The 14,598-nt window shown below is 69.4% G+C and carries 16 protein-coding genes; 9 read left to right on the plus strand and 7 right to left on the minus strand.

Translation table 11 applies throughout. The annotated features are described in order from the left end of the window. Positions 1-31: 31 nt before the first annotated feature. Together AMK34_RS34640 and AMK34_RS34645 are read left to right on the plus strand one after the other, a co-directional pair. Positions 32-619, plus strand: coding sequence for a hypothetical protein (locus AMK34_RS34640; protein WP_073848175.1), 588 nt, complete (start codon positions 32-34; stop codon positions 617-619). Between the two features lie 116 nt (positions 620-735). Next, positions 736-1,080 (plus strand): beta/gamma crystallin domain-containing protein, encoded by a 345-nt coding sequence (locus tag AMK34_RS34645; RefSeq protein WP_037341734.1) that lies wholly within the window; start codon positions 736-738, stop codon positions 1,078-1,080. 4 nt (positions 1,081-1,084) lie between these two features. On the opposite strand, the gene meaB is transcribed toward AMK34_RS34645, so the two are convergent. Beyond that, on the minus strand, positions 1,085-2,053 hold the full coding sequence (gene meaB, locus AMK34_RS34650) for a methylmalonyl Co-A mutase-associated GTPase MeaB (RefSeq protein WP_073848176.1): 969 nt from the start codon (positions 2,051-2,053) through the stop codon (positions 1,085-1,087). Between the two features lie 5 nt (positions 2,054-2,058). Continuing rightward, on the minus strand, positions 2,059-3,240 hold the full coding sequence (locus AMK34_RS34655; protein WP_073848408.1) for an acetyl-CoA C-acetyltransferase: 1,182 nt from the start codon (positions 3,238-3,240) through the stop codon (positions 2,059-2,061). A gap of 131 nt (positions 3,241-3,371) precedes the next feature. Here AMK34_RS34655 and mce point away from each other — a divergent pair, with 131 nt between their 5' ends. Further along, the gene (gene mce / locus AMK34_RS34660; protein WP_073848177.1) at positions 3,372-3,821 is read left to right on the plus strand and encodes a methylmalonyl-CoA epimerase; all 450 of its coding nucleotides are present in this window, start codon (positions 3,372-3,374) and stop codon (positions 3,819-3,821) included. Here the strand turns inward: mce and AMK34_RS34665 are convergent. Continuing rightward, positions 3,815-4,378, minus strand: coding sequence for a TetR/AcrR family transcriptional regulator (locus AMK34_RS34665; protein ID WP_037341723.1), 564 nt, complete (start codon positions 4,376-4,378; stop codon positions 3,815-3,817). The two genes, mce and AMK34_RS34665, sit on opposite strands and share 7 nt — an antisense overlap. A 16-nt stretch (positions 4,379-4,394) precedes the next feature. Next, positions 4,395-4,763, minus strand: coding sequence for an SPW repeat protein (locus AMK34_RS34670; protein WP_038509218.1), 369 nt, complete (start codon positions 4,761-4,763; stop codon positions 4,395-4,397). 204 nt (positions 4,764-4,967) lie between these two features. Between AMK34_RS34670 and ccrA the strand changes: the two genes are divergently transcribed. The 4 genes from ccrA to AMK34_RS34690 all read left to right on the plus strand — a co-directional run bounded on the left by ccrA (position 4,968) and on the right by AMK34_RS34690 (position 9,222). Further along, entirely contained in the window at positions 4,968-6,308 is a 1,341-nt protein-coding gene (gene ccrA / locus AMK34_RS34675; RefSeq protein WP_038509217.1) for a crotonyl-CoA carboxylase/reductase, read from the plus strand. Between the two features lie 104 nt (positions 6,309-6,412). Beyond that, complete coding sequence (locus tag AMK34_RS34680) at positions 6,413-7,522, plus strand: chromosome segregation protein (RefSeq protein WP_038509216.1); 1,110 nt, start codon at positions 6,413-6,415, stop codon at positions 7,520-7,522. Positions 7,523-7,627: 105 nt separating this feature from the next. Continuing rightward, positions 7,628-8,077, plus strand: coding sequence for a universal stress protein (locus AMK34_RS34685; protein WP_037341714.1), 450 nt, complete (start codon positions 7,628-7,630; stop codon positions 8,075-8,077). Next, positions 8,077-9,222: an adenylate/guanylate cyclase domain-containing protein gene (locus tag AMK34_RS34690; RefSeq protein WP_073848178.1), complete on the plus strand. Its 1,146-nt coding sequence runs from the start codon at positions 8,077-8,079 to the stop codon at positions 9,220-9,222. The genes AMK34_RS34685 and AMK34_RS34690 overlap by 1 nt, the downstream gene beginning before the upstream one ends. 146 nt (positions 9,223-9,368) lie before the next feature. On the opposite strand, the gene AMK34_RS34695 is transcribed toward AMK34_RS34690, so the two are convergent. Genes AMK34_RS34695 through AMK34_RS34705 form a run of 3 tightly spaced genes read right to left on the minus strand, consistent with a single transcriptional unit; the run spans position 9,369 to position 12,344 of the window. Continuing rightward, the gene (locus AMK34_RS34695; protein ID WP_073848179.1) at positions 9,369-10,601 is read right to left on the minus strand and encodes an aldehyde dehydrogenase family protein; all 1,233 of its coding nucleotides are present in this window, start codon (positions 10,599-10,601) and stop codon (positions 9,369-9,371) included. 52 nt (positions 10,602-10,653) lie between these two features. Then, positions 10,654-11,367: a M50 family metallopeptidase gene (locus tag AMK34_RS34700; protein ID WP_038509213.1), complete on the minus strand. Its 714-nt coding sequence runs from the start codon at positions 11,365-11,367 to the stop codon at positions 10,654-10,656. A 35-nt stretch (positions 11,368-11,402) separates the two neighbouring features. Beyond that, entirely contained in the window at positions 11,403-12,344 is a 942-nt protein-coding gene (locus AMK34_RS34705; protein ID WP_073848180.1) for a DNA-3-methyladenine glycosylase family protein, read from the minus strand. 142 nt (positions 12,345-12,486) lie between these two features. Here AMK34_RS34705 and AMK34_RS34710 point away from each other — a divergent pair, with 142 nt between their 5' ends. Then, positions 12,487-13,257, plus strand: a complete 771-nt coding sequence (locus tag AMK34_RS34710) for a class I SAM-dependent methyltransferase (protein ID WP_038509212.1) — start codon at positions 12,487-12,489, stop codon at positions 13,255-13,257. Beyond that, positions 13,254-14,582, plus strand: coding sequence for a M20 family metallopeptidase (locus AMK34_RS34715; RefSeq protein ID WP_073848182.1), 1,329 nt, complete (start codon positions 13,254-13,256; stop codon positions 14,580-14,582). Before AMK34_RS34710 ends, AMK34_RS34715 begins: the two co-directional genes overlap by 4 nt. Positions 14,583-14,598: the final 16 nt, after the last annotated feature.

Genomic DNA, 14,598 nt, shown 5'->3' on the forward strand with positions numbered 1-14,598 from the left:
CGGAAGTAGGTCCGCGGTTAGGGTCGAAGCCGTGGAGATCGCCGAACGACACCAATGGCAGCTGAACGCCCTGACCTTCCTGTACGCGTACACGCAGTACGTCCTCGTGCACGAGCGGGTCATGGCGGGGCTGCCGCCGGAGAAACCGGCCGAACTCGACAAACCGCGCATGCTCAGGCTCGCCAAGGTCGTCGACGACATGATCCTCGACTTCCGCAAGGAGGACGGGCTGAGCGACCTCGAACGGCGCCGCGTCATCCGCCTCGCCAGGGAGATCAAATCGCACGTCCGGGAGAAGTGGCCGCCGCGCGAACCGTCGCTGACCGAGTGGATCGCCTCGGCGGCGGCGCACTTCTACTGCGAGGAGCACATCAACAACGGCTACGTCCGGATGGGCCGTGTCTTCGATCCCGACATGGCGGACAGGTTCCTGGAGCGGGTCGAGTTCTGCCGGGGGCAGACCGTCACGATCACCACGTACGCCCACAAGGTGGCCGACGGCGAACAGCTCACGTACGGCGAGACGAACCAGCTCGAAGTCTGGAAAGAGGACGCGATCGCCCATCTGGACAATCTCGACAGCGACTTCGGCGACATCAAGATGTACGTCGAATTCTGACCGCTGCCCGTAAGACCAGAGTTGCCTGTCCCGGCGTACCGGGAAATTGACATGCGCCACCGGTGATCGAGATGCTCGAAGCACAGGCTCCTTTTCCACGACTAAAGGAGAATTCCGTGTTCTCGATCAAGAAACGCGTCCTGACCGTGGCGGCCGCCGCTGCCGCCGCGTTCAGCCTGCTCGTCCCGACCGGCACCTCGTTCGCCATCGACCACATCCCTTGCCGCGATGGGGAGAACTTCCTGAAGATCTGGTCGCATCTCGGCGGGAGCAGCAGCGTCGACTGCTACGCCAACCGCGGGCGGATCGGTTTCGGCGGCTGGTGGATCGACCGGATCTACACCGGCAACAACGACCTGATGTACTACGACAGCAATGGCGCCGACGTGCGCATCAACCGGTGGACCGACATCAGTTTCCCGAACCGGCCGCCGAAGGTCCGCGTCATCGAAATCCTCTGAACCCTCACGAACCGCGAAGATCTCCGATGAGTTCTTCGGCCGCCGCGAACGGGTCGAGTTTCCGCGCGACCACGCGTTCGGCCAATTCGGTGAGCCGGTCCCCGGAACGCAGGTCGACGATTTCCGCGCGCAACCGCTGCACGGCGATCGCCTCGACCTCCTCCCGGGCCCGCGCCGCACGACGGCGGGGCAGTTCGTCGCGCCGGACCAGCCAATCGTGGTGTTCGTCGAGCGCGCGGACGACGTCCTCCACGCCTTCGCCGCGCGACGCCACCGTTCGCACGATCGGCTGACGCCAGCTCGGACCGCGGATCTCCCGGCGTACCAACGAGATCATCTGCTTGAGGTCGTGCACGGTCGCGTCCGCGCCCTCGCGGTCGGCCTTGTTGACCACGAACACGTCCGCGATCTCCAGCACGCCTGCCTTGGCCGCCTGGATCCCGTCGCCCATCCCGGGCGCGAGCAGGACCACGGTGGTGTCGGCCAGTTTCACGACGTCCACTTCGGACTGACCGACGCCGACGGTCTCGATCAGCACGACGTCGAATCCGGCCGCGTCGAGTACCCGGACGGCCTGCGGCGTCGCCCACGACAACCCGCCGAGATGGCCGCGCGTGGCCATCGACCGGATGAACACGCCGGGATCGGTGGCGTGTTCGGTCATCCGGATCCGGTCGCCGAGCAGCGCGCCGCCGGAGAACGGCGACGACGGGTCGATCGCCAGTACGCCGACGCGCAGGCCTTTCGCCCGTAAAGCCGTGAGCAGCGCGGAAGTCGATGTCGACTTACCGACACCGGGTGGCCCGGTCAGGCCGACTATCCGCGCGTTGCCGGTGTGCGGCGTCAGCTTCGCCGCGACCTCGGGCAACCGCGGATGGGCGTCCTCGACCAGCGACAGCAACCGGGCGATCGCGCGGGGGACGCCGTCCCGCGCGCGACCGACCAGTTCGTCGATGTCCAGCTGTACCGGCAAGGGCTTTACGGGACGCGGAGGAGCAGCGCGTCGCCCTGGCCACCGCCACCGCAGAGGGCGGCCGCGCCGAGGCCGCCGCCGCGACGGCGGAGTTCGTGGATCAGGTGCACGGCGAGCCGCGCGCCGGACGCGCCGATCGGGTGACCGAGAGCGATGGCGCCACCGTCGACGTTGACCTTCTCCGGGTCGAGCCCGAGCTTGTCGGCCGAAACCAGGCCGACGGCGGCGAACGCCTCGTTGATCTCGACGAGGTCGAGCGCGTCCGCGGTCAGCTTCTCCTTGGCCAGCGCGGCCAGGATCGCGTTCGACGGCTGCTCGTGCAGGCTGGCGTCCGGGCCGGCGACCACGCCGTGCGCGCCGATCTCGGCGAGCGGGGTCAGGCCCAGCTCCTCGGCCTTGGCCTTGCTCGCGACGATGACCGCGGCCGCGCCGTCGGAGATCTGCGAAGCCGAGCCCGCGGTGATGGTGCCGTCGGAGGCGAAGGCGGGACGCAGCTTCGCGAGGCCTTCGGCGGTGGTGTCGGCGCGGACGCCCTCGTCCTGCGAGAAGACGATCGGGTCGCCCTTGCGCTGCGGGATCGACACCGGCGCGATCTCGGCGTCGAAGCGGCCCTCGGCGATCGCGGCGGCGGCGCGCTGGTGCGAACGCGCGGAGAACTCGTCCTGCTGCTCGCGGGTGAGCCCGTAGCGGCTGTTGTACTTCTCCGTCGAAGAGCCCATCGCGACCTGGTCGAAGGCGCAGAACAGACCGTCGTAGGCCATGTGGTCGACGAGGGTCGTGTCGCCGTACTTGAACCCGGAGCGGGACTTCGGCAGCAGATGCGGCGACTGGGTCATCGACTCCTGGCCACCGGCCACGATCAGGTCGAACTCACCCGCGCGGATGAGCTGGTCGGCCAGCGCGATGGCGTCGAGACCGGAGAGGCAGACCTTGTTGATGGTCAGCGCCGGGACGCTCATCGGGATACCGGCGGCGACCGCGGCCTGACGGGCCGGGATCTGGCCCGCGCCGGCCGTGAGCACCTGGCCCATGATCGTGTACTGGACCGCGTCCGGGGAGACACCGGCCTGCTCAAGTGCCGCCTTGATGGCGAATCCGCCCAGTTGTGCGCCCGAGAAATCCTTCAGGGAACCGAGCAATCGCCCGATCGGTGTACGGGCGGCACCCAGGATCACGGAACCGGACACGGCGTCCTCCAAGCATCGGCGCAAGGGCAAAGGGGGTCTTCGCGACCATACCCGGGTCACGGGCCTCTTGATGGAGCCAGTGTGAGGCGGCGCACGCCGGTCCGCCCGCCCGCGCACCTATCCTGCTCTGCATGAACCAGGCGCTGAAACCGTTCGTGACGGCCATCGACCACGTCGGCATCGCGGTACCCGATCTCGACGCCGCGATCGCCTTCCACGCCGAGCATTTCGGCCTGGAGGTCGCGCACGAGGAGATCAACGAGGAGCAGGGTGTCCGCGAGGCGATGCTGCGCGCGCCGGGCACCGCCGGGACCGAGACCGCGATCCAGCTCCTCGCGCCGCTGCGCGACGATTCCGCGATCGGCAAGTTCCTCGCGAAGAGCGGGCCCGGGCTGCAACAGCTGGCGTATCGAGTGTCCGATGTGGACGCCGCGGCCGAGTCCCTGCGCGCGCAGGGACTCCGGCTGCTCTACGCCGAGGCGAAACGCGGCACGTCCAACAGCCGGGTGAACTTCGTCCACCCCAAGGACGCCGGCGGTGTGCTGGTGGAACTGGTCGAGCCCGCGAAGGACGGTCACTGACCCCGCGTCAACGCCGAGGCGATGAAGAGGACTTCGCGGTCGATCTCGGCGGGGTCCCCGTCTTCGGTGTGCCGCGCCGTCGCGTGGCGGTGGCTCACCGCCCGCGCGAGCAGGCCCGAGGCCGAATCGACGTCGGCGATCGCGAGTTTGCCGCCGGTCGCGGCGACGATCACCGCCTTCACCTGCCGGACGAGCTGCTGGAACCGTTCGGCCAGCGCGTCGCGGACCGCGCGATGCGTATCGGCTTCCCGCCACAGCAGGTGTGAGAGCGCCAGCGACCGGTTGAACCGCCTGTCGAGTTCCACGACGAGGCCGCGCAGGCTGCCCGCGAGGTCGCCGGGGACCACCACGACGGCCGGTTCGATCCGGGCGTCGGGCAGTTCGGCGACCAGCGCGGCCAGCAGATCCGACTTGCGCCGGAAGTAGTAGTGCACGAGGCCTTTCGGCACGCCCGCCCGCTCCGCGATCCGCGAAGTGGGCGTGGCGTCGAAACCGGATTCGGCGAAGAGCGCCTCCGCGGCTCGCAGGATGCGCTGTTTCGCCGAATCCTCTTTCACGCCGTTCCCTCCCGGGTCAGTGCTGTCCCGCCGTCTTGTGCGTCGCCTGGGCGATCGGCATCGCCGCCGCCCCGGCCACCACGGTCAGGACGCCACCGATCCAAGCGGTCCAGGACGCGCCCATGAAGTCGGCGTATCCCATCACCCAGGGCGAAATGAACAGCAGCGCGCCCAGAACGATCTGGATGCCTTCGCCGTAGACCATGCCAGGCATCGCAAGCGACGCGAGACCGTCGAGGGCGACCAGCGCGCCGAGGACGACGAGCGTCCACATGGCGGTGTTGTCCGTGGTCATCCAGAGGGGTGAAAGCGCGACGACGACACCGATGACCACCTCCGCCCAGTCATGGGGACGGCTCCAAGGGCGCGTCGTGGGTTCATTCATGCGTGCTCACCTCCGAAAATCGGCTGAACCTGCAGGTCGGAGAGATCTCCACGTCCGATGGTCCGCTTGGTTGGCCGGCCGGTCAAGACCGGTCGATAACACTTCGGGATGTGGACGTGCTCCACGTCTCGTACAGTTGTGGACCTGGTTACCCATGAGTAATTTAAGCCGCCAAACGCCGTCCCCCCTTTCGCGGAGGTTTCGATGTCGCAGCTCGGCGAGATCCAGCAGGCCATTCTGAACGATGACCTCGGCGCCGTGGCGTCGCTCGACGTGCCGGAGACCTATCGCGGGGTGACCGTGCACAAGGACGAGGCCGACATGTTCGAAGGCCTCGAAAGCCGGGACAAGGACCCGCGCAAGTCGCTGCACGTGGACGAGGTCCCGGTGCCGGAGCTCGGCCCCGGCGAGGCGCTGGTCGCGGTCATGGCGAGCGCGATCAACTACAACACCGTCTGGACGTCGATCTTCGAGCCGGTCTCGACGTTCAAGTTCCTGGAGCGCTATGGGCGGCTCTCGCCGCTGTCGAAGCGCCACGACCTGCCCTATCACGTCGTCGGCTCGGACCTGTCCGGCGTCGTGCTGCGCACCGGCCCCGGCGTGCACAACTGGAAGCCGGGCGACGAGGTCGTCGCGCACTGCCTCAACGTGGAACTCGAAGGCCCGGACGGGCACAACGACACGATGCTCGACTCCGAGCAGCGGATCTGGGGTTTCGAGACGAACTTCGGCGGGCTCGCCGAAATCGCGCTCGTGAAGTCGAACCAGCTGATGCCGAAGCCGGACCACCTCACCTGGGAAGAGGCTGCCTCCCCCGGTCTGGTGAACTCCACGGCCTACCGCCAGCTCGTCTCGCGCAACGGTGCCGACATGAAGCAGGGCGACGTCGTGCTGATCTGGGGCGCTTCGGGTGGCCTCGGCTCCTACGCGACGCAGTACGCGCTCAACGGCGGCGCCATCCCGGTGTGCGTGGTCTCCAGCCCCGAAAAGGCGGAGATCTGCCGGAAGCTCGGCGCGGAGCTGATCATCGACCGCAACGCCGAGGGCTACAAGTTCTGGAAGGACGAAAACAACCAGGACCCGAAGGAGTGGCAGCGGTTCGGCAAGAAGATCCGCGAGCTGACCGGCGGCGAGGACCCGGACATCGTCTTCGAGCACCCGGGCCGCGAAACCTTCGGCGCTTCCGTCTACGCCGCGCGCAAGGGCGGCACGATCGTCACGTGCGCGTCGACTTCGGGCTACATGCACCAGTACGACAACCGCTACCTGTGGATGAACCTGAAGCGGATCGTCGGCAGCCACTTCGCGAACTACCGCGAGTCGTGGGAGGCGAACCGGCTGATCGCGAAAGGTCTGATCCACCCGACGCTGTCGAAGACCTACGCGCTCGAAGACACCGGTCAGGCCGCGCTGGACGTCCACCGCAACGCGCATCAGGGCAAGGTCGGTGTGCTCGCCCTTGCGCCGGAAGAAGGTCTGGGTGTCCGCAACCACGAGCTGCGCGAAAAGCACATCGACGGCATCAACGCTTTCCGGAACGTTTAACGCGCCAGAACGCGCTTTCGCCGCGCGTTGCGTGGGTGCTCACCCTTCCGTGACTCCAGCTCGACTACGGTAGAAGGATGAGCCTTGGCGAGGAACGGGAGCTAGTGCCGCTGGGAGCCGGCTTCGACGTGGCGAAGCGCGGTTACAGCCGTGCGCAGGTCGACGAACATCTCGAACGGCTTGACGCCGATCTGAAGATGCTCACCGCCGATCGCGATGCCGCCATCGGACAGGCGGGCGACCTGGCACGGCAGCTGGAGATCGCGCGCGGCGAGATCGCGGATCTGCGCGGGCAGGTCGACAGGCTCGCCCAGCCGCCGACGAGTGTCGAAGGCCTTTCCGAGCGGCTGCAGCGGATGTTGCGGCTCGCGCAGGACGAGGCCGCCGACACCAAGGCGCGCGCGGAAGCCGAAGCCGGGCACATCCGCGCCAAGGCCGAGACCGACGCGAGCGCCATGCGGGCCCGCTACGAGCAGCTGCTCAACGAGCTCGACCTCCGTCGCAAGGAGATGGAGGCCGAGCACCGCGGCGTGCTGGAGAAGGCCCGCGCCGAGGCGAAGGACATCACCGACAAGGCGAAGGCCGAGCGCGACAAGCTCGACGCCGAGGCGCAGCAGCGTCGCACTCAGGTCGAAGAGGACTTCGAGATCGCGATGGCGTCGCGGCGTACCGAGGCCATGCACGCGCTGGCCGAGCAGGAGGCCGCGAGCAAGGCCGAGGCCGCGCGCCGCGTCCGCGAGGCCACCGAGGACGCCGCCGCCATCCGCGCGAAGGTGCTCGAAGAGGAGACGGCGGCCAAGGCCGACATCGAACGCCGTCAGCGCGAGTCCGTCGCCGACGCCAACAAGCGCAAGCAGGACTCGATCACCGAGGCCAACGCCCGGCTCGCCGAGGCGGCCGACGAGGCACGCCGCCGCGTCCGGCAGGCCACCGAAGAGTCCAACCGGCGGATCACGCAGGCCACCGAACGGGTCGAAGCGCTCCGCAAGGTGCGCTCCAGCCTGGCCGAGCAGGTCCGCACCGCGCGGACCGCGCTCGCCGAGGCGACGCACGTGCTCGGCGACGAGCCGCATGTCCCGGCGGACCTGAAGGCGAAGCCGTCGCCGGACGCGGAAGCCACCGTGCAGCTCCGGACGGCCGATGTGCCGAAGGCCACATCCGGCGCGAAGGCTTCACCGCGACCTGCGGCAGCGCAGAAACCGACTGGCGAGTAACCTTTTCACCCGACCGTGCTCACGACGGCCTGCGGGGCCGCCGACGAGCGGTTATCGTCGCTGCTCGCACGCAGGTGCGGGCTGTCAGATCGGTGGAGGTTGCGGATGGCTGCATATCGGACCGTGGTCGTGGGCACGGACGGCTCGGATTCTTCGTTCGCCGCGGTCGACCGGGCGGCGGGCGTCGCCGGGGACTCCGGAGCGACCCTGGTCATCGTGTGCGCCTACTACCCCGCCAACAAGGGCGACGTGGAGAAGGCGCAGGATGTCCTCGGTGACGAGGCGTACCAGGTGGTGGGCTCGGCCCCGGCCGAGGACACCCTCCTGTCCGCCCGCGACCGGGCGGCGAAGGCCGGCGCGAAGAACATCGACACCGCCGCGGTGGTCGGCGACCCGGTCGACTCGCTGCGCAAGGTCGTCGCCGAGCGCTCCGCGGATCTGCTGGTGGTCGGCAACCGCGGGCTGAACACGCTCGCGGGCCGCATCCTCGGCTCCGTGCCGTCCGAAGTCGCGCGGAAGTCCGGGGTGGACGTGCTCATCGTCCACACCACCTGATGCCCGAACCCGGCGAGATCTCGCCCGACGCGCTGCAACAGCGTCTCGAACGGATCCTGCTCGGCGGGAAACGCAAATACACCCGGCTCGAAGTCGCCGAGAAGGCAGGCGTTCCCGAGGAACGCTCTCGGCGGCTTTGGCGTGCGCTGGGCTTCGCGACCGTCGATGACGACGAGGTCGTCTTCACCGACGCCGACATCGAGGCGATCCGCACGGCGGACCAGCTGATGAACTCGGGCCTGATCGATCCGGGCATCGAGCTCGCCGTGACGCGCGCGCTGGGCCAGCACCTTTCGCGGCTCGCGGAATGGCAGGTCCACATGCTGTGGACGATGATCACCGAGAACAAGGAGATCGGCAGCAGCGAACGCCAGATCGGGCGGCTCGTCGAACGGCTGCTACCCGAGCTGGAGAAGGTGCAGGAGTTCGTCTGGCGCCGCCACCTCGCGGCCTACGCCGGCCGGGCGATGGCCATGCCGGACGAGGATCTCGAGGCCAGGACCGAGGTGGTCGGGTTCGTCGACATGGTCGGCTACACCCGGCTGACCAGGCAGGTCGACGAGGACGAACTCACCGACATCCTCGACCGGTTCGAATCCGTCGCCACCGAGGTGATCGCCGACCATCACGGACGGATCGTGAAGATGATCGGCGACGAGGTGCTGTTCGTCGCCGATTCCGCCGTCGACGGCGCCGAGATCGCCCTCGCCCTGTCCGAACGCGCCGACGCCGACGAAACCCTGCCCGCCGTACGCGCCGGCCTGGCGTCGGGACGGATCCTCAGCCGGTTCGGCGACGTCTACGGCTCGGTCGTGAACCTCGCCGCCCGCCTCACCTCGACCGCGCGACCGGGCACCATCCTGGTGGACAAGGAACTCGCCACCGAGCTCTCGGAGTTCCCGCAGTTCGAGGTCCGCACGCGGCGGCCGGTTTCGGTGCGCGGGTACAACCGGCTGCGGCCTTCGTCCTTGCGGCGGGCGCGGGACCGGCCTTCGGGCGTGTTCGCGTCTTCGCAGCAGCTCGCGGCGGAGATGCTGGGGCTGGCCGACACCACTCCGGACCCGGCGCCTGTTTCGGAGGAGGTCGAAGACGCCACCGCGGACTCGTTGCCGCCTCGGCCTCGGTCGAAGCGGCGGCGGCGCTGATCCCCTGCCGGGGAGAGCAAGGGACCTTTGCTACCACTTCCGACGGCTGCGGACGTTCTCGACCCCAGACGTCATGAAAGGGTCGTTCAGGACATTTTTTGTCCTGAACGACCCTTTCATGACATCGGGGAAGGGAGCGGAGCCCGTCAGGCGGGCAGCACGGCGTATTGCCGCACGTAGAGGTCGGTGTAAGTGACCGGGCCGCGCGGGCCGGGGACCTTGTCCAGGTTGATGCCGGTCTCGGGGACGGCGAGGAGCTTGAAGCCGTCGAGCAGCCGGGTCGGGGCGTTCCAGAACACGCCGGTGCCGGTGTACGCGTCGAAGAACGCGTCGGCGGCTTCGCTGCTTTCGGTAGCGATGCCGGCGGCCAGGCCCGAGGTCCGCTCGTTGGCAATCTCCGCCGCCTCGGGCAGGCCGGAGACCTTCTCGACGGTGACGGTCGCTTCGCGGTCCGAGTCGAGCGCCCATTCGTAGCCGATGGCGTGCTCGTGCGGAGCCAGTGACGGCGTGACGCCGCGTTCGGCCAGTGCGCCGGAGATGCCGGGCCACACGCGGTCGTGCGCGTCTTCGTGGATCAGCAGCAGGTTCAGCCGGTTGCAGACGCCGAGCCGGTCGAGGCTGTTGAAGACCAGGTCGCGCACCTTGTCGGTGTCGGCCGCTTCGTCGATGTACAGCACGCCGCCGCCGTCGGCGTGGGCCAGCGTGCGGACGCCGTGGACGGCCGCCTCGGTGGCCAGCGCCCTGGTGCTGTCGCCGCTGCCGCGCAGGATGACCAGCGGCACGAGCGCGGGGAACCGGACCAGCGCGGAGGCCGCTTCCCGTTCGGCGCGCGGCACCAGCTGGATGACGTCCGGATCGATGCCCGCCTCGGAGAGCGCGGGGGCGATCACGGTCTCGCGCAGACGCTGGGCCGAGCCGAGCGCGGCGGAGCCCGTGCGCAGCACGCCACCGTTGCGCGACTTCACCAGCTGCGACGCGACGTCGACCGTGACGTTCGGGCGCGCCTCGTAGTTCGCCCCGATCACGCCGACCGGACGGCGGCGCTCCACCAGCCGCAGCCCTCCGTCCAAAGTGGACATGTCGACGGACCGCTCCTGATGCGGCGCCCCCGCCAGGAGACGGAGCTGTTCGGCCATGCCGGTCAGCCGCTCGGGAGTGATGGTGAGCCGGTCGAGCAGACCCGCGCTCATCCCGTCTTCGCGCGCCTTGGCGATGTCGGCCTGGTTCGCATCGAGCACGACGTCGGCGTGCTCGACGAGCTTGTCCGCCATGGCGTTCAGCGCGGCGTCGATCGCTTCCGGGGAGGCCGCGGCCAGCGACGGCGCGGCCCGTTTCGCCGATCGAGCGCATTCCTCGACGGCCTTGGCGACCTCGTCCATCTGCTGACTCCTTCCGCGCGGAACGAGCCATCAGTCTGCCGTACCGCCCCGGTCAGGCGACGGTCGGCTCCAGCAGCCACAACCCGCCCGCGAAGAGACAGCTCACCGTCAGCACGGCCATCACCAGCACCCACAGCACCGCGGGCATCCCGGTGAGCCTGCCGAGCTGGTCGGCGTCGGAATCCCTCGCCGCACCCCGGCGCCGCTTGATCTGCAGCTCGACCACCGGCCGGACGCCACCGAACAGCAGGAACCAGGTCAGCAGGTAGACGAAGATCGCCTGGAACCACGACGGCGCCACCAGCGCGACCAGCCCGAGCACCACCGAGCTGGCGATCACGGTGAACACCCCGTAGGTGTTGCGCACCATCACCAGCACACCCAGCAGCATCAGGGCCATCACGATCAGCACGACGGTGATCAGGTCCGACGAGAGCAGCCCTGCGAACACCAGCCCGAGCACCGCGGCCGCCGGATATCCGGCCAGCGCGGTGAACGCCATCCCCGGTCCCTCCGGTTTGCCGCGGGAGACGGTGACGCCGGAGGTGTCCGAGTGCAGCTTGATGCCCTGCAACCGTCGTCCGACCAGCACCGCCGCCAGCGCGTGGCCCGCCTCGTGGACGAGTGTGATCAGGTTGCGGGCGATCCGCCATGGCCTGCCCGAGAGCACCACGAGCAGTGCGAGACCACCGGTGACCAGGGTGATCGTGCCGGGCGGAGTGGACTGGGCGATGTCGGAAACCGTTTCGGCGGGAGACGAGCTCACCTCACCAGCTCACCACAGGCCGGATATGTCCCGTGTCAGGCGGTCATGGAACCTCCGATCCCCCGCGTGCGAAACTCCGGGTCGTTGCGCAGGGCGAAGGCCACCCAGCTGCGGAACGGCCGCCAGATCGCGGAAAGCTCCTCCAGCTCCTCGGGCGGCGCCTCCGGCAGGTCGTACGCGGCCCGCATGGCCTCCTGCAACCGCGGCTCGCCGGCGGGGAAGACGTCGGGATGCCCGGCGCCCCGGATCAGGATCAGCTGTGCCGAGAACGGGCCGATCCCCGGCAAGAGCTGCAGCCAGCGCAACGCGTCCGGCACCGGCATCGCGCGCAGGTACGCGGCGTCGAGCAGGCCGTCCTTGGCGGCGTTGGCCACCGCGCGCAACCGCTCGGCCTTCACCGCCGGCAGCCCGCGCCCGGCTTCGGGCCCGGCCAGCACGTCCGGCGCCGGGAACGACCTGAGAACCTGCCCGCCGACGTCCACCGGCCTGCCGAACTCCTCGGCCAGCCGCCTTTTCACGGTGGCGGCCTGCGACATCCGCGTCCGATGGCTCAGGATCGCCCAGCAGGCCGCTTCATAGGGCGAATGGAACAGCACGGGGCGCAACCCGGGATGCTCCTGGTGGAGGCGGCGCACCACCGGATCCGCCGCGCCGAGCTTGGCGAAGCCGACGCCGTCGACGTCCACCGAGAGGATCCGCCGGACCTGGGCGCCGACCTCGACGGCGAGCCCTTCGTCGGCGAAGACCTCCACCTCGATCGTGCCGGGCGATCTCTGTCTGACGGCCGCACCGACGTGCTCCCAACCCGCTTCGGCGGGAAAGGCGAAGCGCAAGGTGCCGGGCTCGGCGGCGGCGTCCGCGCGGCACGCGGGCGGGAAGTCGGTCAGGAAGCGGATGGACTTGTCGAGGTCGAACGGGCCGCGCACCGGGATGCGAAGCGTGGTCGACGCGGGGTGCTGCAGGATCGAGCCGGTCATTTTCGGGCTCCTTCGGCTGGGGAACGGCGACTCCCTCCGACGTTAGAGACGGGCACCGACAGTTTCGGGTCGCGGCGGCGGGAATGTCGCGAACGGACCGGTCATGGCAGATTCTCGGGTGAACACCGTGAAGGGAGCAGCCGTGCCGGACCATCACGAACGTCTGAGGAGCCTGCTGAGGCCGGGCATCACGACCACCGGTGAGGGCAAGGGATTCCTTGATCTGCTGGGAGAAATCCCGCAAGCGGGGCCGCCGACCGGGCTCGCGCAGCGGCTCATGCGCACCTCCGCCGTGCCGATGATCTACGAGCGGTACTGGCGCCCGGCGCTGGGCAGGGTCGCGAAAGGACTGAACGGCCCGAGCATGGCCGACGAGGTCCGCATCGCGATCGAAGCGCTCGGCCTGCGCCCCGGCCGGATCGCGCTGGACGTCGCCTGCGGCACCGGCCGGTTCACGAGGGCCTTCGGCGAGGCGGTCGGCCCGGACGGGCTCTCCATCGGACTCGACGGTTCGGTCACCATGCTGGAGAAGGCGCTCGCCGCACCCAATCCCGCTTCGGTGACGTATCTGCGCGCCGACGCCGTCGACCTGCCGCTGGACGATTCCACTGTGGACGCGGTCTGCTGCTTCGCCGCGCTGCACATGTTCGCCGACCCGGACGCCGCCCTGGATTCGTTCGCCCGCGTGCTGAAACCCGGTGGCTCGCTGGTGATGCTGACGAGCGCCCGGCACGGCGATCAGCCGATGCGGCTGGCGGACACCGTCCTCGGCAGGCTGAGCGGACAGCGGATGTTCGACCGCGGCGAGATCGCGGCGAAACTGTTCCGCCGCGGCTTCGACCACGTCGACGAGCGGTACTCCGGTGTCACGCAGATCGTCACGGGCGAGCTAGGAGTTAACATCCGGAAATGATCCGCTCTGAGCACGCTTCGCCGATCCCTCCCGACGACAGCTACCTCCGTTCACTGGTCGAAGCGACCGCGGACGCCGTCGCCGCGGCCGAACCACTCGGCTCGCCCCATGACGGCGCGGACGCCGCCACACGGGACGCCGTCGTCGCCGAGATCGACGCGCTGCGGGCGGAATTGGTGGAGTTGAGCCAAGACCTGCACGCTCACCCCGAAGAGGGTTTCGCGGAGCACCGCTCGGTCCGCGCGCTCGGCGACCTGCTCCGGCGGCACGGCCACGAGGTGACGATCGGCGCGGGCGGGCTGGACACCGCTCTGGTCGCGACCACTCCCGGCAGCGGCCCGCATATCGCGGTCCTGTCCGAATACGACGCGCTCCCCGGGCTCGGCCACGGCTGCGGGCACAACGTCATCTGCACCGCCGGCGCGGGCGGCTTCCTCGGCGCGGCCGCGGTCGCCGGACGGGTGGGCGGCCGGGTCTCGCTGATCGGCACACCGGCGGAGGAAGGCGGTGGCGGCAAGGAGACCATGGCCCGCGCCGGTGTTTTCGACGACGTCGACGCCGTGCTCATGCTGCACCCGTTCAGCCACGACATCGCCATGCACCCGTTCCTCGGCAGGCGCCAGCTGGAAATGGTGTTCCACGGTGTCGGCGCGCACGCGTCGGCTCAGCCGTTCATGGGGCGCAACGCGCTCGACGCCGCCGTCGCCGCGTACCAGGGTGTCGCGGCGCTTCGGCAGCATCTGCCGTCCAGTGACCGCGTCCACGGCGTCTTCACCGACGGCGGCGCGCGGCCGAACGTCGTCCCCGAACGCGCGGCGCTGCTGTTCTATCTCCGGTCCGCACAACCGGACACGCTGCGCGACCTCGCCGAGCGGGTTTCGGCGGTCGCGCGCGGCGCGGCGGAGATGACCGGCTGCGGCGTCGAACTCCGGTGGGACGCCCAGCCCGCGTATCTGCCGATCCGGTTCAACACCACGCTCGCCGGACGCTGGTCGGCGCATCAGGTCGACGCCGGCCGCAAACCGCTGCCGCCGGGGATCGTGCCCGAATTCCTCACCGGCTCGACCGACCTCGGCAACCTCTCGTACCGGATGCCGGCGATCCACCCGATGATCGCCATCGCCGGACCGACGACCGCCTTGCACACCAAGGAGTTCGCGGCCGCGGCCGGTTCGCCGGACGGTGATCGCGCGGTCGTCGACGGGGCGCTGGGGCTGGCGCTGACGGCCGCCGACTACCTGGCCGACGCGAAGCTCCGCGCCGCCGTGCACGAGGAGTTCGAGGCGTCGGGCGGAGCGCTGGACGTGCCTGCCTTCTTCGACTGAGTTTTCTCAGGTAATT

Origin of the sequence: Amycolatopsis sp. CB00013, assembly GCF_001905755.1 — a bacterium.
GTDB lineage: Bacteria > Actinomycetota > Actinomycetes > Mycobacteriales > Pseudonocardiaceae > Amycolatopsis > Amycolatopsis japonica.